The organism is Streptomyces afghaniensis (assembly GCF_044327915.1).
Taxonomy (GTDB): Bacteria; Actinomycetota; Actinomycetes; order Streptomycetales; family Streptomycetaceae; genus Streptomyces; species Streptomyces afghaniensis.
In genome coordinates this window covers 253,970-270,007 of sequence record NZ_JBIRGJ010000001.1, presented here as the reverse complement: position 1 = coordinate 270,007, position 16,038 = coordinate 253,970, and the positions used below count along the sequence as shown (strand labels likewise).

Annotated in this window: 15 protein-coding genes and 1 pseudogene; 4 read left to right on the top strand and 12 right to left on the bottom strand. The window is 73.2% G+C overall.

Annotated features, from left to right (window positions below; all coding sequences use genetic code 11):
• Positions 1–20: 20 nt before the first annotated feature.
• From ACH4G3_RS01160 to ACH4G3_RS01145, 4 genes are all read left to right on the top strand, one after another.
• On the top strand, positions 21–1,364 hold the full coding sequence (locus tag ACH4G3_RS01160; protein ID WP_397622478.1) for a hemolysin family protein: 1,344 nt from the start codon (positions 21–23) through the stop codon (positions 1,362–1,364).
• The gene (locus ACH4G3_RS01155) at positions 1,361–2,383 is read left to right on the top strand and encodes a hemolysin family protein (RefSeq protein WP_397622477.1); all 1,023 of its coding nucleotides are present in this window, start codon (positions 1,361–1,363) and stop codon (positions 2,381–2,383) included. Before ACH4G3_RS01160 ends, ACH4G3_RS01155 begins: the two co-directional genes overlap by 4 nt.
• A gap of 386 nt (positions 2,384–2,769) precedes the next feature.
• Entirely contained in the window at positions 2,770–2,994 is a 225-nt protein-coding gene (locus ACH4G3_RS01150; protein ID WP_397622476.1) for a hypothetical protein, read from the top strand.
• A gap of 204 nt (positions 2,995–3,198) precedes the next feature.
• Positions 3,199–3,369, top strand: coding sequence for a hypothetical protein (locus ACH4G3_RS01145; RefSeq protein WP_397622475.1), 171 nt, complete (start codon positions 3,199–3,201; stop codon positions 3,367–3,369).
• A gap of 30 nt (positions 3,370–3,399) precedes the next feature.
• On the opposite strand, the pseudogene ACH4G3_RS01140 reads toward ACH4G3_RS01145, so the two are convergent.
• From ACH4G3_RS01140 to ACH4G3_RS01085, 12 genes and pseudogenes are all read right to left on the bottom strand, one after another.
• Positions 3,400–3,595 (bottom strand): annotated as a pseudogene (locus ACH4G3_RS01140) (hypothetical protein).
• Between the two features lie 45 nt (positions 3,596–3,640).
• Complete coding sequence (locus ACH4G3_RS01135; protein ID WP_397622474.1) at positions 3,641–4,768, bottom strand: acyltransferase family protein; 1,128 nt, start codon at positions 4,766–4,768, stop codon at positions 3,641–3,643.
• Positions 4,769–4,909: 141 nt separating this feature from the next.
• Positions 4,910–6,472, bottom strand: a complete 1,563-nt coding sequence (locus ACH4G3_RS01130) for an ABC transporter ATP-binding protein (RefSeq protein ID WP_397622473.1) — start codon at positions 6,470–6,472, stop codon at positions 4,910–4,912.
• Entirely contained in the window at positions 6,469–7,275 is an 807-nt protein-coding gene (locus ACH4G3_RS01125; protein WP_397622472.1) for an ABC transporter permease subunit, read from the bottom strand. Before ACH4G3_RS01125 ends, ACH4G3_RS01130 begins: the two co-directional genes overlap by 4 nt.
• Complete coding sequence (locus ACH4G3_RS01120) at positions 7,272–8,225, bottom strand: ABC transporter permease (RefSeq protein WP_397622471.1); 954 nt, start codon at positions 8,223–8,225, stop codon at positions 7,272–7,274. Before ACH4G3_RS01120 ends, ACH4G3_RS01125 begins: the two co-directional genes overlap by 4 nt.
• Positions 8,222–9,790 (bottom strand): ABC transporter substrate-binding protein, encoded by a 1,569-nt coding sequence (locus ACH4G3_RS01115; protein ID WP_397622470.1) that lies wholly within the window; start codon positions 9,788–9,790, stop codon positions 8,222–8,224. The genes ACH4G3_RS01120 and ACH4G3_RS01115 overlap by 4 nt, the downstream gene beginning before the upstream one ends.
• Positions 9,791–9,805: 15 nt before the next feature.
• Positions 9,806–10,588 (bottom strand): class I SAM-dependent methyltransferase, encoded by a 783-nt coding sequence (locus ACH4G3_RS01110; RefSeq protein WP_397622469.1) that lies wholly within the window; start codon positions 10,586–10,588, stop codon positions 9,806–9,808.
• Entirely contained in the window at positions 10,585–11,820 is a 1,236-nt protein-coding gene (locus tag ACH4G3_RS01105) for an MFS transporter (RefSeq protein WP_397622468.1), read from the bottom strand. The genes ACH4G3_RS01110 and ACH4G3_RS01105 overlap by 4 nt, the downstream gene beginning before the upstream one ends.
• On the bottom strand, positions 11,804–12,856 hold the full coding sequence (locus tag ACH4G3_RS01100) for a mandelate racemase/muconate lactonizing enzyme family protein (protein ID WP_397622467.1): 1,053 nt from the start codon (positions 12,854–12,856) through the stop codon (positions 11,804–11,806). The genes ACH4G3_RS01105 and ACH4G3_RS01100 overlap by 17 nt, the downstream gene beginning before the upstream one ends.
• Positions 12,853–13,941 carry a PLP-dependent cysteine synthase family protein gene (locus ACH4G3_RS01095; protein ID WP_397622466.1) on the bottom strand — a complete coding sequence of 363 codons (1,089 nt, stop codon included), beginning with the start codon at positions 13,939–13,941 and terminating at the stop codon, positions 12,853–12,855. The genes ACH4G3_RS01100 and ACH4G3_RS01095 overlap by 4 nt, the downstream gene beginning before the upstream one ends.
• A complete protein-coding gene (locus ACH4G3_RS01090) occupies positions 13,938–14,774 on the bottom strand; it encodes a Rossmann-like domain-containing protein (RefSeq protein ID WP_397622465.1) in 837 nt (278 codons plus the stop codon). Before ACH4G3_RS01090 ends, ACH4G3_RS01095 begins: the two co-directional genes overlap by 4 nt.
• On the bottom strand, positions 14,771–16,027 hold the full coding sequence (locus ACH4G3_RS01085) for an ATP-grasp domain-containing protein (protein ID WP_397622464.1): 1,257 nt from the start codon (positions 16,025–16,027) through the stop codon (positions 14,771–14,773). Before ACH4G3_RS01085 ends, ACH4G3_RS01090 begins: the two co-directional genes overlap by 4 nt.
• Positions 16,028–16,038: the final 11 nt, after the last annotated feature.

Sequence of the window (16,038 nt, the reverse complement as noted above, 5' to 3'; positions counted from 1 at the left end):
ACACGGCGGGATGGTGTCGGATGAGTGCCGCGAACGCCCTGCTGGGCCTGCTCGCCGTGTTCGTGCTGACCGCCGGCACGGGCTACTTCGTCGCCCAGGAGTTCGCCTACGTCTCCGCGGACCGGCTCACCCTGGCGCGCGAGGCCGAAGCCGGGGACAAGAAGGCCGCCCGCGCCCTGCGGGTGCTGGAGCGGCTGTCGTTCATGCTGTCGGGCGCGCAGCTCGGCATCACCGTCACCGGCCTGGTCGTCGGCTTCATCGCCGAGCCGTCGGTGTCCGCGCTGCTCAGGCCGGCCCTGTCCGGGCTCGGCCTGCCCGACGCGGCCGTGAGCGGCGCCTCCGTGACACTGGCCTTCGTCCTGGCCACGGTCGTGCAGATGGTGCTGGGCGAACTGGCCCCGAAGAACCTCGCGATCGCCGTGCCCGAGCGGCTGGCGAAGGCGCTGGCCCCGTCGACGCTGGCGTATCTGAAGGTCGTGGGCCCTGTCGTCCGCGTCTTCGACAGCGCGGCGAACAAGCTGCTGCGCAAGGCCGGCATCGAGCCGGTCGAGGAGCTGCACCACGGCGCCACGCTGGAGGAGCTGGGGCATCTGATCGGCGAGTCGCACGAGCAGGGCGCCCTGCCCAAGGACACCGCCGCGCTGCTGGACCACGCGCTGGAGTTCTCCGAGCGGACCCTCGACGAGGTGATGGTGCCGCGCGCCGACGCCGTCTTCGTCCGCAAGGACGCCGGCGCCGACGAGGCGGTCGGCCTGATCGCCGTACACGGCCACTCCAACTACCCGGTCCTCGGCGACCACCCGGACGACATCGTGGGCGTGCTGGGCGTGCGCGAGCTCATGGCGCTGCCCGCCGCGCGCCTCGCCGGTGCGGGTGCCGGTGAGGTGGCCCGGCGGCCGCTGCTGCTGCCGGACACCCTCGGGCTGCCGGACGCGGTGACGCGGATGCGGGAGCAGGACGACGAGTTCGCGGTCGTCCTCGACGAGCACGGCGGCGTGGCGGGCATCGTCACGTACGAGGACATCGCCGAGGAGCTGGTCGGCGACATCGCCGACGAGTCCGACCGGGTCACCGTGCTCGCCGTCGCGGACGGCGACGGCTGGCTGGTCGACGCCGGCCGCCGGCTGGACGAGGTGGCCGAGGCCACCGGTGTCCGGCTGCCGGAGGACGACGACTACGACACCGTGGCCGGCCTGGTCGTGGACCGGCTCGGCCGCTTCCCGACGGTCGGCGACCGGGTCACCGTCGAGCTGCCCGGGGGCGGCTGGGTCGTGATCGACGTCCGCACGCTGGACCGGCACGTGGCCGACCGGGTCCGGATCAGCCCAGTGGCGCAGGCCGCTCAAGCCGAGGAGATGGCGTGAGTTTCCCGATGGCGGCCTTCGTGACCGTACTGCTGCTGATCGGCAGCGGCTTCTTCGTGGCGGCCGAGTTCGCGCTGGTCGCCGCCAAACGGCACCGCATGGAGAAGGCGGCGGCCGAGGGGCGGCGCGGAGCCGGGGCGGCCCTGGCCGGTATGCGCGAGCTGTCGCTGATGCTGGCCGGCGCCCAGTTGGGCATCACCGTGTGCACGCTGGGCCTGGGCTCGGTGTCCAAGCCGGCGATCTCGCACGAACTCGACCCGCTGCTGCACCGACTGGGCCTGCCCAGTGCCGTGAGCTACGGCGTGGCGTTCGCCGTGGCGATGGTCGTGGTGGTGTTCCTGCACATGGTGGTGGGCGAGATGGCCCCCAAGTCATGGGCGATCGCCCACCCCGAGCGTTCGGCGATGCTGCTCTCCCCGCCGTTCCGAGCCGTGGTGCGGGCCGTACGGCCGCTGATCCGGCTGCTCAACGCGGTGAGCAACGCGCTGGTACGGCTGTGCCGGGTGGCCCCGCGCGACGAGCTGGCCTCGGTGCACAACCGGGAGCAGCTGACGCACCTGGTGGCGGAGTCGGAGCGGCTGGGCCTGATCAGCACGGCCGACTCAGAGCTGCTGACCCGCTCGCTGACCGAGCCGGAGACGCCGGTCGCGGCACTGCGGATCCCGGCCGCGGAGATCACCTGGGTCGAGGGCGGCACGGACGTCGAGGCACTGCTGCGGCTGGCGGCCGGCCTCGACCGCACCCGGCTGCTCGTCCGGGAGAACGGCGCCGTCCTCGGCTCGGTCCACGCCCGTGACGCGCTGGTCGCCCGGGCCCGGGGGCGAGCCACGACCGCCCGTGAACTGGCCCGGCCGGTGCCCGAGCTGACGGAGGCCACCACGGTCGCCGACGCGATCGAGGTGCTGCGCCGCCGCCGGTCCTCCCTGGCCGTGGTCCGTGACACCGCGGGCCGGCTCACCGGCCTGGTCACCCTGGACGATCTGCTGGCCCGGCTGATGCAGCCGACCGCGACGGCCTGACGAAGCGGAATCCGAACCTCCAGCACATCTGCACACCGTTCGCCAGGACACCGTGGAACGACGGGCCGGGCGCCAAGGCCGCGACGTGGCATGGGAACTTGGCGCCGAAGTGCCCGCTTCGGGAATCGGCGCGCAATGCACGTGCGCGCGACAGGGCGACAGGATGTGTGAAGGAGTGGGCGCTTTTCGTGTGTGCGTGGTCATGGCGGTGAAGACGGTCAGCGAAAGGTGCGGTGCGGCGCCGGGAGGCGGCTGGAACTTTTCTCCCGTGGAGTGCTTTGATCCTGCGCACGGCGGAGCCGTCGGTGCGGAATCCAGGTTCTGTCCCCGGCGACCCCCACGCTCGCCGGCACTGCGAGATATTCACGCGAAGGGAAACACCTCCAATGAACCTCACCTCTCGGGTCGACCTCGCCGAGCTGTCCGACGCCGACCTGGAGACCGTCTCCGGCGGTATGGCGGGCGGCGCCTCCCTGGACCTCGTGGGCACCCTCTCCAGCGGCCTGGTCGAGCCGCTGACCGCGGGCGTCTGCGCCGACCTCCAGGGGGCTGTGTCGCCGGAGGGCGCCGCGGCCGGCGGCAGCGCGGGCGTGCACACGACGTCGCTCTGACGGCATCGCGTAAAGGGCCCCGGGACGTGCTTCCCGGGGCCCTTCGCCGTGCCCAGGCAATTTACCCGCGGTCGCAAAGATGGGGAATTCGCGAAGCTCGTGACGGAATTCTGGACACGACGGGGGTGGGTAACACCCCGGCACGGCATGACGCAGACTTACACGGGCCCCTCAGACCCGGCTGTAAAGCGTTAGGACAACCCTGTGAAACCCGACTCGCCCCGCAACGAAGAACTGCCGATCTACGAAAGCCTCATACGCGAACGCGGTGACGTCGTCGAGGAGGCTCGCGTCGTCGCCGAAGAGACGCAGCACCAGATGACGCAGGCCCTGAACGGGCACGCCGCGCCGCCGAGCCGGCCCGAGGCCCACTGAGCCCGAGGGCACGGGCGGGGCCCGCGCCGGTCAGGCCAGCGGGTCGTGCCCCCAGTTCATCAGGGAGTGCCGCCACCGCGTCTCCCGTACGTCGCCGGAGGGCCGCTGGGCCAGGTGTCGGCGGATGCGACGCGTCGGAGGCCGGCCACTTCTCCAGTGCGGCCGGTGTCATGTTCACCAGCTCACGGAAGTCGTTCCAGGTCTCCTCGCGTTCCCCGCCGGCCATGCCGCCTCACTGCTGTGCTGTCCTTCCAGCGTGCGGGGTCGGCCTTCACCGCGCAGCCCGACGGGAGCCGGGCCGGGCTGCGGTGTCTCGCGGGCCCGCGAAGGCCCACGGCATCGCCGGTTCCGTCAGGCAGCGGAAGCCCCGCCGTACGGACGGCGTGCACAGCGCGGTCACCACCCCGGCGGCCACGGCGCTGACGAGGAGCACACCGGCGGGCCGGCCCACCCAGGCCGGCTCGTACCAGCCCCAGTACTTGGCGGCCTGGGCGACGAAACCGTGCAGCAGGTAGCCGGACAGCGTGCCCGCGCCCAGCGCGGTGAACCACGTCCGGCGCCCGGGCACCCAGGCGAGGAAGCAGGCGACCAGGACGGCCGAGCAGCCGAAGGCCGCCAGCGTCATCACGGGCCCGTACCAGAACGGGGCGGCCAGTTCCCGGGCGCTGTCGGCGTGGAAGAACCAGGCGTAGTTCATCCGCGGCACCGCCCAGTACGCCACACCCAGCGCACAGACGCCCACCGGCACGGCGAGGATCCGCGCCTTGCGCCGGCGCACCAGCCGGAAGTGCTCCGGCCGCAGCAGCAGGCCGAACACGAAGTACGGCAGGAACTGCAGGGTGCGCTGGAGGTCGAGGTCATGGCCGATGGACGGCGAGAGCGTCGCCAGCATCGCGATGACCAGGGCCGTCGGCAGCGGCCACCGCACATGCCGCCACAGCGGCGTCGTCAGCCGCCAGACGAACAACGCCGCCAGGAACCAGGTCAGATACAGCGGGTCCAGCAGGCTGATCGGGCGGTCGGGGTCCTGGCTGGTCCACCGGGTGAACAGGGTGTAGGCCGTCTCGAACACCACGTACGGCACGGCGACACCGGTGACCAGGCGTTTGAGGCGCCCCGGGCTCCCGTCGAAGGTGCGCGAGAAGTAGCCGGAGACGATGATGAACGCCGGCATGTGGAACGCGTAGACGACCATGTAGAGCGCGGTGACGGCTCTGCTGCCCGGCCGCAGCGGCTCCCAGGCGTGTCCCACGGCCACCAGCACGATCGCCAGGTACTTGGCGTTGTCGAAGAACGCGTCCCGCTGCCGCACCGGGCGGGCGGCCGCGCCCTGTTCCGTTCCCCGCGACGCCCCGGTCTCTTCGGCCACCGGGCGGGCCGTCGTCACCGTGTCACTCACGGGCCCTCCCGAAGAAGCTCGAGGCGGCTGTGCCTCGTCCTACCCGGGATAAGGGGGTGGCGTCTGCGCAGAACATCGCCCGCACCCTAATCACAGGGCCCTGCCCCGGTTCAACTCGTAACGGGGGTGACTCGCTTCGGTTCATGCCCGGGTATACGTGTCCGGACGGGCGATCGTCTCCGTGAGGGAGAGGGTGAAGGGGTGCCGGGGCTCGGTCAGGACCCGCCGGGACGGGCCCTGTTCGACGATCTCGCCGGCGTCCACCACGGCGATGCGGTGGGCGACCGACGCCGCGTCCAGGTCGTGGGTGATGAGCACGAGGGAGAGGTCGTCGCGGTCGCGGACCAGGGCGGCGAGCCGGTCGAGGATGCCCCGGCGGGTGACGGTGTCGAGGCCGGAGGTGATCTCGTCGCAGACGAGAACGCGGGGGTGGGCGAGGAGGGCGCGGGCGAGGGCGGCGCGTTGGAGTTCGCCCCCGGAGAGTTCGCCGGGGCGGCGGTGTGCGAGTTCCGCCGGCAGGCCGAGGCGGTCGAGGGTGGCCGACGCCTCGTCGGTCGCCGCCCGTTCGCCCGCACCCCGCAGCCGTACCGCCGTACGGGCCACCTGGTCAAGGACGGGCCGGTGTTCGTCGAAGGCGGCGCGGGCGTCTTGGAAGACGTACTGCACGGCGGCCAGTTGGGCACGGCTGCGGTGGCGCAGGCTGCGCGGGAGCGGTGTGCCGTCGAGCAGGATGTCGCCGTCGTGGTCGCGGTGGAGGCCGGCGAGGCAGCGGGCGAGCGTGGTCTTGCCGCTGCCGGAGCGGCCGACGACGGCCAGGCACGCGCCGGGGTGGAGCGCGAGGTGCGGGACGCGCAGGACGGTGTTCCCGCGGCCGTGCGCGGCGGTCAGGTTCCGTACCTCCAGCGCGGGTTGCCGGGCGTCGCCGCCGGGCCCGTCCTGTGGTGCCGCCCGCTGTGAGCCGAGCAGCCGACGGGTCCACGCGTGGCGGGGCGCCGCCCACAGCCGCGCCACGGGCCCCGACTCCACGACCTCTCCCGCGCGCATGACGAGGACCTCGTCGGCGAGGGCGCGGACGACGTCCAGGTCATGGCTGAGCAGCACGACCGCGATACCGCGGGCCGCGACCGCCGCCAGCTGGTCGACGATCCGGCTCTTGGTGAGCGCGTCCTGACCGGTGGTGGGTTCGTCGGCGACGATGACGCGGGCGCCGAGCAGCAGCGCCTGGGCGAGGACGACGCGTTGCTGCTGACCGCCGGAGAGCTGGTGCGGATAGCGGCGCAGAAGGGCTTCGGCGTCCGGGAGCTGGGCGTCGGCGAGGGCCCGCAGGACCAGTTCGCGGGCCGCGCCGCGGCGTTCGCCGCGGGGCAGGTGGCGTGCCCGGGGGCGGGCGATGTCGTCGAGCAGGGCGCTGACGCGGCGGGCCGGGTTGAGGACGGCGGCGGGATGCTGCGGCACGTACCCGACCGGGCCGTCTGCGGACCGGCGCACCTCCCCCGTGACCCGGGCACCGGCCGGGTACTCCCCCAGCAGCGCCAGGCCGGTGGTGGTCTTGCCGCTGCCGGAGGCGCCGACCAGGGCGGTCACACGGCCGGGGAGCACGCGCAGGCGGACCCCGTCGACGATCGCGCGGCCGTCGATCTCGACGCGCAGGTCGCGGATCTCGGCCACGGGCTCCGGCGTCCGGCTCTGGTCCGTCTCGGTCACAGCCGCCGTCCCTTCGGTCTCGGGCTCTTCTCCAGGGCGGCGTCGAAGAGCAGGTTCGTGCCCGTCGTCAGGGCGACGATCAGCAGCGCGGGGACGACCACGGCCCAGGGCTGTACGAAGAGCCCGGTGCGGTTGCGGTCGACCATGACCGCCCAGTCGGCGGCGTCCGGGGCGACTCCCACGCCGAGGAACGCGGCCGTCGACACCAGGTACAGCACGCCGGTCAGCCGGATACCGGCGTCGGCCGCCAGGGTGCGCAGGGCCGAGCGGCCGACGTAGCCGACGGCGACGCGCCACCATGTCTCGCCCTGCATGCGCAGCGCCTCCACCGCGGGCCGGGCCGCCGCCTCGGCCGCCGCGGCCCGTACGATCCGGGCGGCGTCGGGCACGTTCACCAGCGCGACGAGCAGTGCGAGCCCGGTGGCACCCGGCGAGAACACGGACGCCACCAGCAGGACGAGCAGCAGCGACGGCACGGCGAGCAGGACGTCGAGCGGCCGCATCAGCAGCTCCTCCAGCCGCCGTGCGTGGGTGACCGCGCCGGCGAGTCCGACCGGCAGCGCGACCAGGTAGGCGAGGGCCGTCGCGGCGAGCGCGGTCAGCACGACCGTACGGCCCCCGTGCAGCACCTGCCGCCAGACGTCCCGGCCCACGAAGTCGGTGCCGAGCCAGTGTCCGTCGCCGAGGGTGAAGGAGGGGGCGCGGGGGCCGGGTTCACCGGCGAACAGGGGCCCGAGGAGGGCGAGGAGCAGCGGGACCGCGACGACTGCGAGGCCGAGGAGAAAACGACGCGTGGCACTCACGCCGTCACCCCCGCCCGGGGCGTCAGCCGGTACGCCACCACGTCCGCGCCCAGATTCAGTACGACGGTCAGCACGCCGAACACCACCGCCAGCCCTTGCACCACCGGCACGTCCCGCTCGGCGACAGCGTTGAGGAGGACCGTCCCGAGGCCGGGGATCACGAAGAGCGCCTCCACGACGATGACCCCGCACAGCAACCAGTCGACCGTGCGGGCGAGTTGCTGGGCGGCCGGGGCGAGGGCGTTGGGCAGGGCGTGCGCGTAGCGGACGCGTGCGCCGGGGACGCCGTAGCGGCGGGCGTGGGCGGCATAGGGCGAGGCGAGGGCGTCGACCATGCCGGCGCGGACCAGGCGGGAGAGGGAGCAGACCGGGCGGGAGAGCAGGACCAGCACGGGGAGGACGAGCACCGCCGGATGGCTGAGGAGGTCGGTGCCGTAGCCGACCGCGGTCGGCGGCAGCCAGGCCAGTTTCAGCGCGAACACCGTCACCAGCAGCACGCCGAGCGCGAACTCGGGTACGGCGTACACGGCGAGAGTGACGGAGCTGACCAGCCGGTCGACGAGCCGCCCTTCGTGGCGGGCGGCGAGCACGCCGAGCCCGAAGCCGAGCGGGACGAGCAGGGCCAGGGTGAGCGTGGCCAGCAGCAGGCTCGGGCCGAACCCGTCGGCGATGTACCGGGCCACCGGGCGGCCGGAGGTCAGGGAGGTGCCGAAGTCGCCGTGCAGCAGGCCGGTCGCCCAGTCCGCGAGACGTTCGTGGGCGGGCCGGTCCAGGTCCATGGCCTCGCGGATCGCGGCGATGCGCGCCGGGTCGGGCTGGTCGCCCGCGAGGGCCACCGCCGCGTCGCCCGGCAGCGCCTCGGTGAGCGCGAAGACCAGCAGCACGACGGCCACGGTCTGCACGGCACCGAGGAGCAGTCGCCGGGCGACGAACGAGCGCAGACCGCTCACGCCAGCCAGACCTTGTCGAAGCGGGCCCAGTCGAGGGTGTTGGCGGGGGCCTCGGTCTCGACTCCCCTGACCTTGCGGGCCGTTCCGAGGATCCAGTCGGCGAAGCCCCAGATCAGGAAGCCGCCCTCGGTGTACAGGCGGCGCTGCATCCGCTCGTAGACGGCGGCCCGCTCGGTCTTGTCGCGGGTGGACTGGGCCTGCTGGTAGAGGGTGTCGAAGTCCTTGTGCTGCCACTTGGTCGCGTTGGTGGTGGAGTCGGTGAGCAGCCGCTGGGAGATGTGCGCCTCGATGGGCATGGCGCCGGAGCGGTAGCAGCACAGGGTGCCGCCGTCGAGGATGTCGCTCCAGTAGGAGTCCTTGCTCCCCATCTTCACGTCGATCGTGACACCGGCCTTGGCGGCCTGGTCACGGAAGATGCTCGCGGCCTCGGTGAATCCGGCGGCGACGGCCGAAGTGTCCAGGGTGACCTTCAGTTTCTCGGCGCCGGCCCGCTTGAGCAGGGCGCGGGCGCGGTCGAGGTCCTGCTCGCGCTGCGGCAGGCCGTCGGCGTAGTACTCGTAGCCCTTGCCGAACAGGTCGTTGCCGACCACGCCCGCGCCGGACAGGGCGCCGTCGACGAGTTCCTTCCGGTCGGCGATGAGGTAGAACGCCTCGCGCACCCGCTTGTCGTCGAAGGGCGGCCGGTCGGTCTTCATGCAGAAGGCCTGCATGGCGCTGCCCTGCAGCCGGACGATCTCGATCTGGCCCCGGCCCTCGTGGGCGCGGGCGGTGGTGGGGTTGAGTTCGTGGGCGTACTCGACCTGGCCGGCGAGGAGGGCGTTGACGCGTGCGGACTCCTCGTTGGCGACGACGAACTCCAGCTCGTCGAGGTGGGGCGCGCCGTCCCAGTACTCGTCGAAGCGGCGGAAGACGGCGGAGCGGCCGGGCGTGAAGGACACGAACCGGAAGGGGCCGGAGCCGATGGGCCGCTTGTCGAAGTCCTTCGCGCCCGAGGGGACGATGTACGCCCCGAACGCGGCCAGTACGTTGGGGAATTCGGCGGTCGGCCGTTTGAGGACGAACTCGATGCTCCGCTCGCCCGTGGCGCGGCTGGCGTCGAGGTCGATGGGCTCCAGGGACGCCTTGGCACGGAACGTCTGCTCGGGGTCGGCGATGCGGCGGTAGCTGTGGAGGACGTCCTTGGCGGTGACCGGCCTGCCGTCGTGGAAGGTGGCCTCGCGCAGGGTGACCTGCCAGCGGTCGAGGGTCTTGTTCGACTCCCACTTCGCGGCGAGGCGGGGCTGGGCGGAGAGGTCGGCGCCGTAGTCGGCGAGCTTGTCGTAGAGGGCCTTGGCGCGGGCGACGTCGGCGAACAGGTTGGCCAGGTGCGGGTCGAGGGTCTCACTGGCTCCGCCTCCGGCGAAGGCGGCGCGCAGGCGTCCGCCGCGCTTCGGCGTTCCGCCGCTGCCGCTGTCCGTCTTGCCGTCGGTGCCGCCGCCACAGCCGACGAGGGCGAGGGCGGCGGCGCCGGTGGTGGCGGCAAGGAAGCCGCGGCGGCGCAGGCCGGGGAAACGTTCGTCGTTCATGACTGGTCCTTCGGGTCAGAGGGTGCACAGGCGCGCGACGACGTGCAGCCGGTCCGCGTCCGTGGTGGTTCCGGGCAGCTCGCCCGGCTGCCAGGGGGGTTCGGTGCGAGGGCCGGGGCCGTCGTGGAGTTCGAGCACCTCGAAGCCGTGTGCGGCGAGGAAGTGCCGCAGCTCCTGCGGGAACAGCAGCCGCCAGGCGGAACGCTGCTCGACGGGCGGGGATCCGTCGTCGGTGGCCCACATGCGGGTACGGCGCAGGAGCTGTGCCGTACGGTCCACCGTCAGCGTGGTGGTGGACCGGTAGGTCCTGCCCTGCCAGGTGAACTCGTTGACGGCGGAGCGGTTGAGCAGGTCGGTGCGGCCCAGGAAGTAGGCGCCGTTGCGCATCTCGGCGAGGAGCAGGCCGCCCGGTGCGAGGGCTTCGCGGCAGGAGGCGAGGAAGCCGTCGAGCTGGTCGTTGGTGTGGCAGTACAGCAGGGAGCTGTCCAGACAGACAACGGCGTCGAAGCGGCCGAGGGCGAAGCCGTGCAGGTCGGCCCGGACGTACTCGGGACCGGGATGGTGAGTGCGGGCGTGGGTGAGCATCGCCTCGGAGAGGTCGGCGCCGGTCACCGTCCGGCCGGCCGCGTGCAGGGCGGCGGCGTCGCGGCCGGTGCCGCAGCCCATGTCCAGGACGCGCGGCCCGGCGCCGTGGCGGCGCAGGCAGTCCTCCGTCCACCGTGCGGCCAGGCGCTCGGTGTCGGGGAAACGGGCCTCGTACAGGGCGGGGGTGTCGGTGAGGAGGTTGCCGCTCGTCACGCCTTGCTCCTCTCCCGCGTCTCGGCGGGGGTGCCCGTCGCGGGGCTCGCGGGCAGGGCACCGAGCCGGTGCAGCCAGGCCACGCCGAGCGCGGAGGTGAGGCCGAGGAACGCACAGCACAGCCAGGGCAGCCACGCGGCGTCGTGTTCGCCGGTGTCCATGGCCCAGCCGACGGCGGCGTTGCCGAGGGCGGCGGCGACGCCGGAGACGACGTAGAAGATGCCGAAGTAGGTGCCCGTGAGTTCGGGGCGGCCGAAGCCGGGGATCAGTTCCATCACGAACGGCTGGGCGACCATGAGGCCGATGTAGAGCAGCAGGGCGCCCACCAGGAGGGGCAGCATGCCCGGCAGGAAGGCCGGCGGCAGGAAGGACAGCCCCGTCACGGCGAGCCCGACGGCGATCCAACGCCCCCTGCTGCCATGGGACTTCAAAGTCCTGGTGATGCTCAGTTGCAGCGCCAGGTTGGCCACCGTACCGACGAGGAAGACGATGCCCGCCGCGCCGTCCCAGCCGGTGGCTTCCCTCGCCCTGTCCGGCAGCAGCAGATACAGCTGGTTCTCCAGGGTGAACATGCCGACCATGGCGAACGCGAAGGCCAGGAACGCCCGGTTGCCGAGCACCTCCCGCCAGTCCCCGAGGACACCGCTGCCGCTGGGCTCCACCTTCCGCGCGGGCAGCACCAGGGCCTGCGCCACGGTGAGGACGGCGAAGATGCCGGCGGCGGTGAGCGCTGAGGTGCGGAAGTCGACGAGCAGCAGGGCGCTGCCCAGCAGCGGGCCGATCAGGGCGCCGGTGGTGGCGAAGACGTTGAACAGGGCGAACGCCTCGGCCTTGTTCTCCCCCGCCTCCTGGGCGAGATAAGCGCGCACGGCCGGGTTGAACAGGGCCCCGGCGACTCCGCTGAGCACGGACGCGGCGAGCAGGACCGCCAGCCCGTCGCCGAGCGCGAACAGCGCGAATCCGAGGGTGCGCAGGGCGCATCCGGCGATGATGACGCCGCGTGCGCCGAGCCGGTCGGAGGCGGAGCCGCCGATGATGAACAGCCCCTGCTGGCTGAGGTTCCGGACGCCGAGGACGATGCCGACGACTGCCGCCGACAGGCCCAGGTTCTCGGTGAGGTGGGTGGCGAGGTAGGGGATGAGCAGGTAGAAGCCGGTGTTGACGCCGAGCTGGTTGACCAGCAGGAGCCGCACGGCGAGGGGGAAGCGCCTCATCTCACGCCACGTCTGCACGGACCGCCACCTCCTCGACACCCAGGCCGGGACGGTCGGTCGTGCGTACGACGCCGTCCGTGCCGCCGATGCCGGTCCACGGGTCGTGGGCGAGCAGCAGGTGCCCGTCGAGGTCGGCCCAGCGGGCCCGGTCGGCCAGGTGGACGGCGGGGGCGAGGCCGAGGCTGCTGGCGGTGAGGCAGCCCAGCATCAGTGCGGTGCCGCTGCCCTCGACGGCCTCGGCGATGCGTAGGGCCGCTTGCACGCCGCCGCACTTGGCGAGCTTGACGTTGACGCCGTGTATCCGTCCGGCGAGACGGCGGACGTCGTCCAGGCCGACGGCGTCCTCGTCGGCGATGACCGGCAGCGGTGCGCGCTGCGCGAGGGCGGCCAGGGCGTCCGGGTCGCCGGGGGCGACGGGCTGCTCGACGGCTTCCACGCCGAGGTCGGCGAAGCGTGGCAGGAGGGCGTGCGCCTGCGCCACGGACCAGGCGCCGTTGGGGTCGAGGAGCAGCCTGGCCCGGGGCGCGGCGTCGCGGATGACGCGGACGCGCTCGATGTCGTCCTCGGGGTCGGGGCTGCCCGCCTTGACCTTGAGGACCTCGAAGCCGCTCGCGGTGAGCCGCCGGGCCTCGGCGGCCGCATGGCCGGGGTGGGTGATGCCGATGGTGCGGGCGGTGGCGGCGACGGGCGGTGCGGCGGCTTTGAGGAGGCGGTGCACGGGGACGCCCGCGCGCTTGCCGGCCAGGTCGAGCAGCGCCGACTCGACGGCGGCGGTGACCGCGGGCGGCATGTCAGTGAGCGGCGACTCCCCCACCCGCAGGGCCTCCAGAGCACTCTCCGGATCGGGAAAGCGGCTCAGGTCCACGGCGGTGAGAAGCCGCACGAGCGTCTCGGTGCCGAGTCCGTAGTACACGCTCGTGACAGCCTCGCCGTGACCGCGCAGCCCGCCGTGCTCGACGGTCAGCCACACGGCGTCGCGTGCGGCCATGGTGGAACGGGAGATGCGCAGCGGCTCGGCGAGTTCGAGGCGTACGGTGCGCAGGCTGGACTTCACGGGCTCTCTTCCTGGAGGACGGGGGCGGGGAGCGGGTCGCTGACGCGGGTGCAGCGGGCCCAGCCGGCGGCCTCCGCCGCGTGCGGGTGCGGAATCTCGACGGGCCGGGTGGCGGCGGCGGCCGGGTCGAGGCCGTGGGCGGTGGTGAAGTCGTCGTCGTAGACCGTGCCGAGGTAGCGGTGCGGGCCGTCGGGGAAGACGGTGGCGACGACCGCTCCGGGGTGGACGCTGGCGGCCCAGGCGGCGACCCGGGCCGCGGCGCCGGTGCTCCAGCCGCCGCTGACGAAGGCGCCGCGTGCCAGGCGGCGGCAGCTGTCCACGGCCTCGGCGGGGCCGACCCAGTGGACCTCGTCGAAGGCGTCGTAGGCGACGTTGCGCGGGTGGATGCTGCTGCCCAGGCCGCGCATCAGCCGGGGCCGGGCGGGCTGGCCGAAGATGGTGGAGCCGGTGGCGTCGACGCCGATGAGGCGCAGGGCGGGCCAGTGCCGCCGCAGCGGGCCGATGATGCCGGCGCTGTGACCGCCGGTGCCGACGCTGCACACCAGGATGTCGAGGTGGTCGAGCTGGACGGCGAGTTCGGCGGCCAGGGAGGCGTAACCGGCGGTGTTGTCGGGGTTGTTGTACTGGTCGGGCCAGTAAGCGCCGGGCAGTTCGGCGAGCAGGCCCCGCAGCCGGGCCAGGCGCGCGGCCTGCCAGCCTCCCTGCCGTGCCGGCCGGTCCACGACCTCCAGCCGCACTCCGTGGGCGCGCAGCAACTGCCGCATGGACGGCTCCAGTTCGCTGTCGCCGACCAGCACGACGGGGTGACCGAGGGCCTGTCCGGCGAAGGCGAGGCCGATGCCGAGCGTGCCGGAGGTGGACTCCACCACCGGGGCACCGGGCAGCAGTTCGCCGCGCTCGCGGGCGCCCAGCAGCATGGACACGGCGGCGCGTGCCTTCATGCCGCCGGCCGCGAGCCCTTCGAGCTTGGCCCAGAATCCGGGGTGCGGACCCGGCAGGTCCGCGGTGATATGGGCCAGGGGGGTGCGGCCGACCAGGGCGAGCAGTTCGCGTCGCGCGGCCGGCCGGAGCGCGGTGGCGGTCATCGTTCGCCTCCCGGACAGGAGCCGTCATAACGGTGCAGGACGCCGGGGCCGCCGTCGAGCCAGAAGAACGGGTACGGCTCCGCGCACACCGCGCTGACGCCGTGCCCGAGGAGGCGGGGCAGGACGGCGCTCCCGGTCTGGGCGAACATCACCAGTTGCTTGCCGTGCGCGAGTGCGTGCCGCCGCAGCGGTTCGAAGGTGCCGTTGCCGAGGGTCATGCCGGAGACGAGCAGCGCGTCACAGGGGCCGGCCGCGGCGAGCGCATCGATGGCGACCGGCTCGCCCCACTCGGTCTCGCCGCCCTTCAGATCGCAGGCCACGTAGCGCAGGCCGCGCGAACGCAGCGTTTCCAGAAGGGAGTTGACCACCCCGACGACGAGCACAGTGGCTCCCGGCGGCAGGTCCAGCAGGCCGACGACGGCCTTCGCCCGGGCCCGGGACTTCTCCAGCGACGACCCGGCGGGCAGCGGGAGGGTCCTGGCCCCCTGGGCGGGGGTGTGCGGCAGGACGTGCATCAGGTAGGCGTCGAGGGCCGCCACGCGCACCGGCGGCAGCGGGTGCTCCAGCAGGCGCGCCACGTCCGCGCCGACGCAGTCCTCGACGGCGCTGTCCGGCAGCGCCCCGGGCTCGACGGCGCAGGAGCCGACGGCCCGGTCCAGGCGCAGGCTGAGCACCTCGTTGCGGTAGCCGGTGCCGCGCCCGTCGTGCCGTACGGCCTGCCGGGTGGTGAAGGCGACGGCGATGCGCTGAGTGGCCGGATCGGGCCCGAGGGCGCCCTGGCGCACCCGCTGGACGAGGCCGTCGTACGACACGGCGTCGGTCGCGGTGGTCATCGGATCACCAGCCCGGCGCGCAGCCCGTCCAGCAGGTCCTCGACGCGCTCGCGGGCGCCGGGCCCGTCGGCGTCGCCGGCCATCACGTGTCCCAGGTACTCGTTGTTGCTGCCCGCCGCCTTCACGGCCTTGCCGGGCTCGGCGAGTTGCGCCTCCAGCACCCCGGGCAGGTCCCGTACGCCGCTGCCGTCCAGCGCTTCGAGGGTGCCCGAGGTCTCCGGTACCAGGAAGCCGATCGCGGCGCTGCGCAGCCCGGTGTCGACGCGGCGCAGGTCAGGGGCGCGGTCCAATGCGACGTCCACGAAGGCGGCGGCGAGGTCGATTCCGGTGACGTGGCGTATGAGTTCGGTGATGCGGTTCCCGGCGGGCCGGGGGTTGACCTCGACCACGCGCGGACCCGCCGTGGTCAGCTTGATCTCCGTGTGGGCCACGACCCCGTCGGTCAGGCCGAGCGCCTTGAGCGCGGCCAGGGCGGTGTGTTCGGCGGCCTCGGTGTCGCCGGGTGGCAGGGCGGCGGGGAACATGTGGCCGGTCTCCACGAAGGCGGGTGCGCCGCCGACGCTCTTGTCGGTCACGCCCACCACATGGACGGCGCCCGCGTGCGACACCGTCTCGACGCTGACCTCGGGGCCGTCCAGCAGCTCCTCCAGCAGCACGACGGGCGTACGCCGCTGTCCTCGGGCGTTGACCGGGAAGTCGGCCAGGGCCCGGCAGGCGGCGGCGAGTTGGGCCTCGTCGTCCACCCGGCGCACGTACATGCCCGCGCATAGGTCGACGGGCTTGACGACGAGCGGGTAGCCGATCTCCCGCGCGGCCCGCGTGATGTCGGCCCACTCCTCGCGCACGGCGAAGCGCGGTCCGGGCACCCCGGCGTCGTCGAGGACGCGGCGGGTGGCGTCCTTGCGGCAGGCGTTCTCCACGGCCTCGGGGCCGGGGCCGGGCAGACCGAGGCGCCCCGCGATCCGGGCCACCGTCGGCAGGTAGTAGTCGCAGGAGGTGACGACCCCGTCGAAGCCGAGGACCCCGTGCAGCCGCTCGACCTCGGGCAGCAGCGCCTCGATGTCGTTGGTGTCGGCGGTGATGACGTTGCGGGCGCCCAGCAGCGGATGGGACGTCCCCTCCGGTGCGGAGCGCAGGTAGTGGTGCAGGTCGCGGGTGAGGAACGTGAACGCGTGCCCGTTCTCCCGGATCGCCCGCGGCAGCAGTCTGCTCATGGACCCGACCCAGCTCTCGACCACCAACAAATGAGCCACAACTCCCCTTT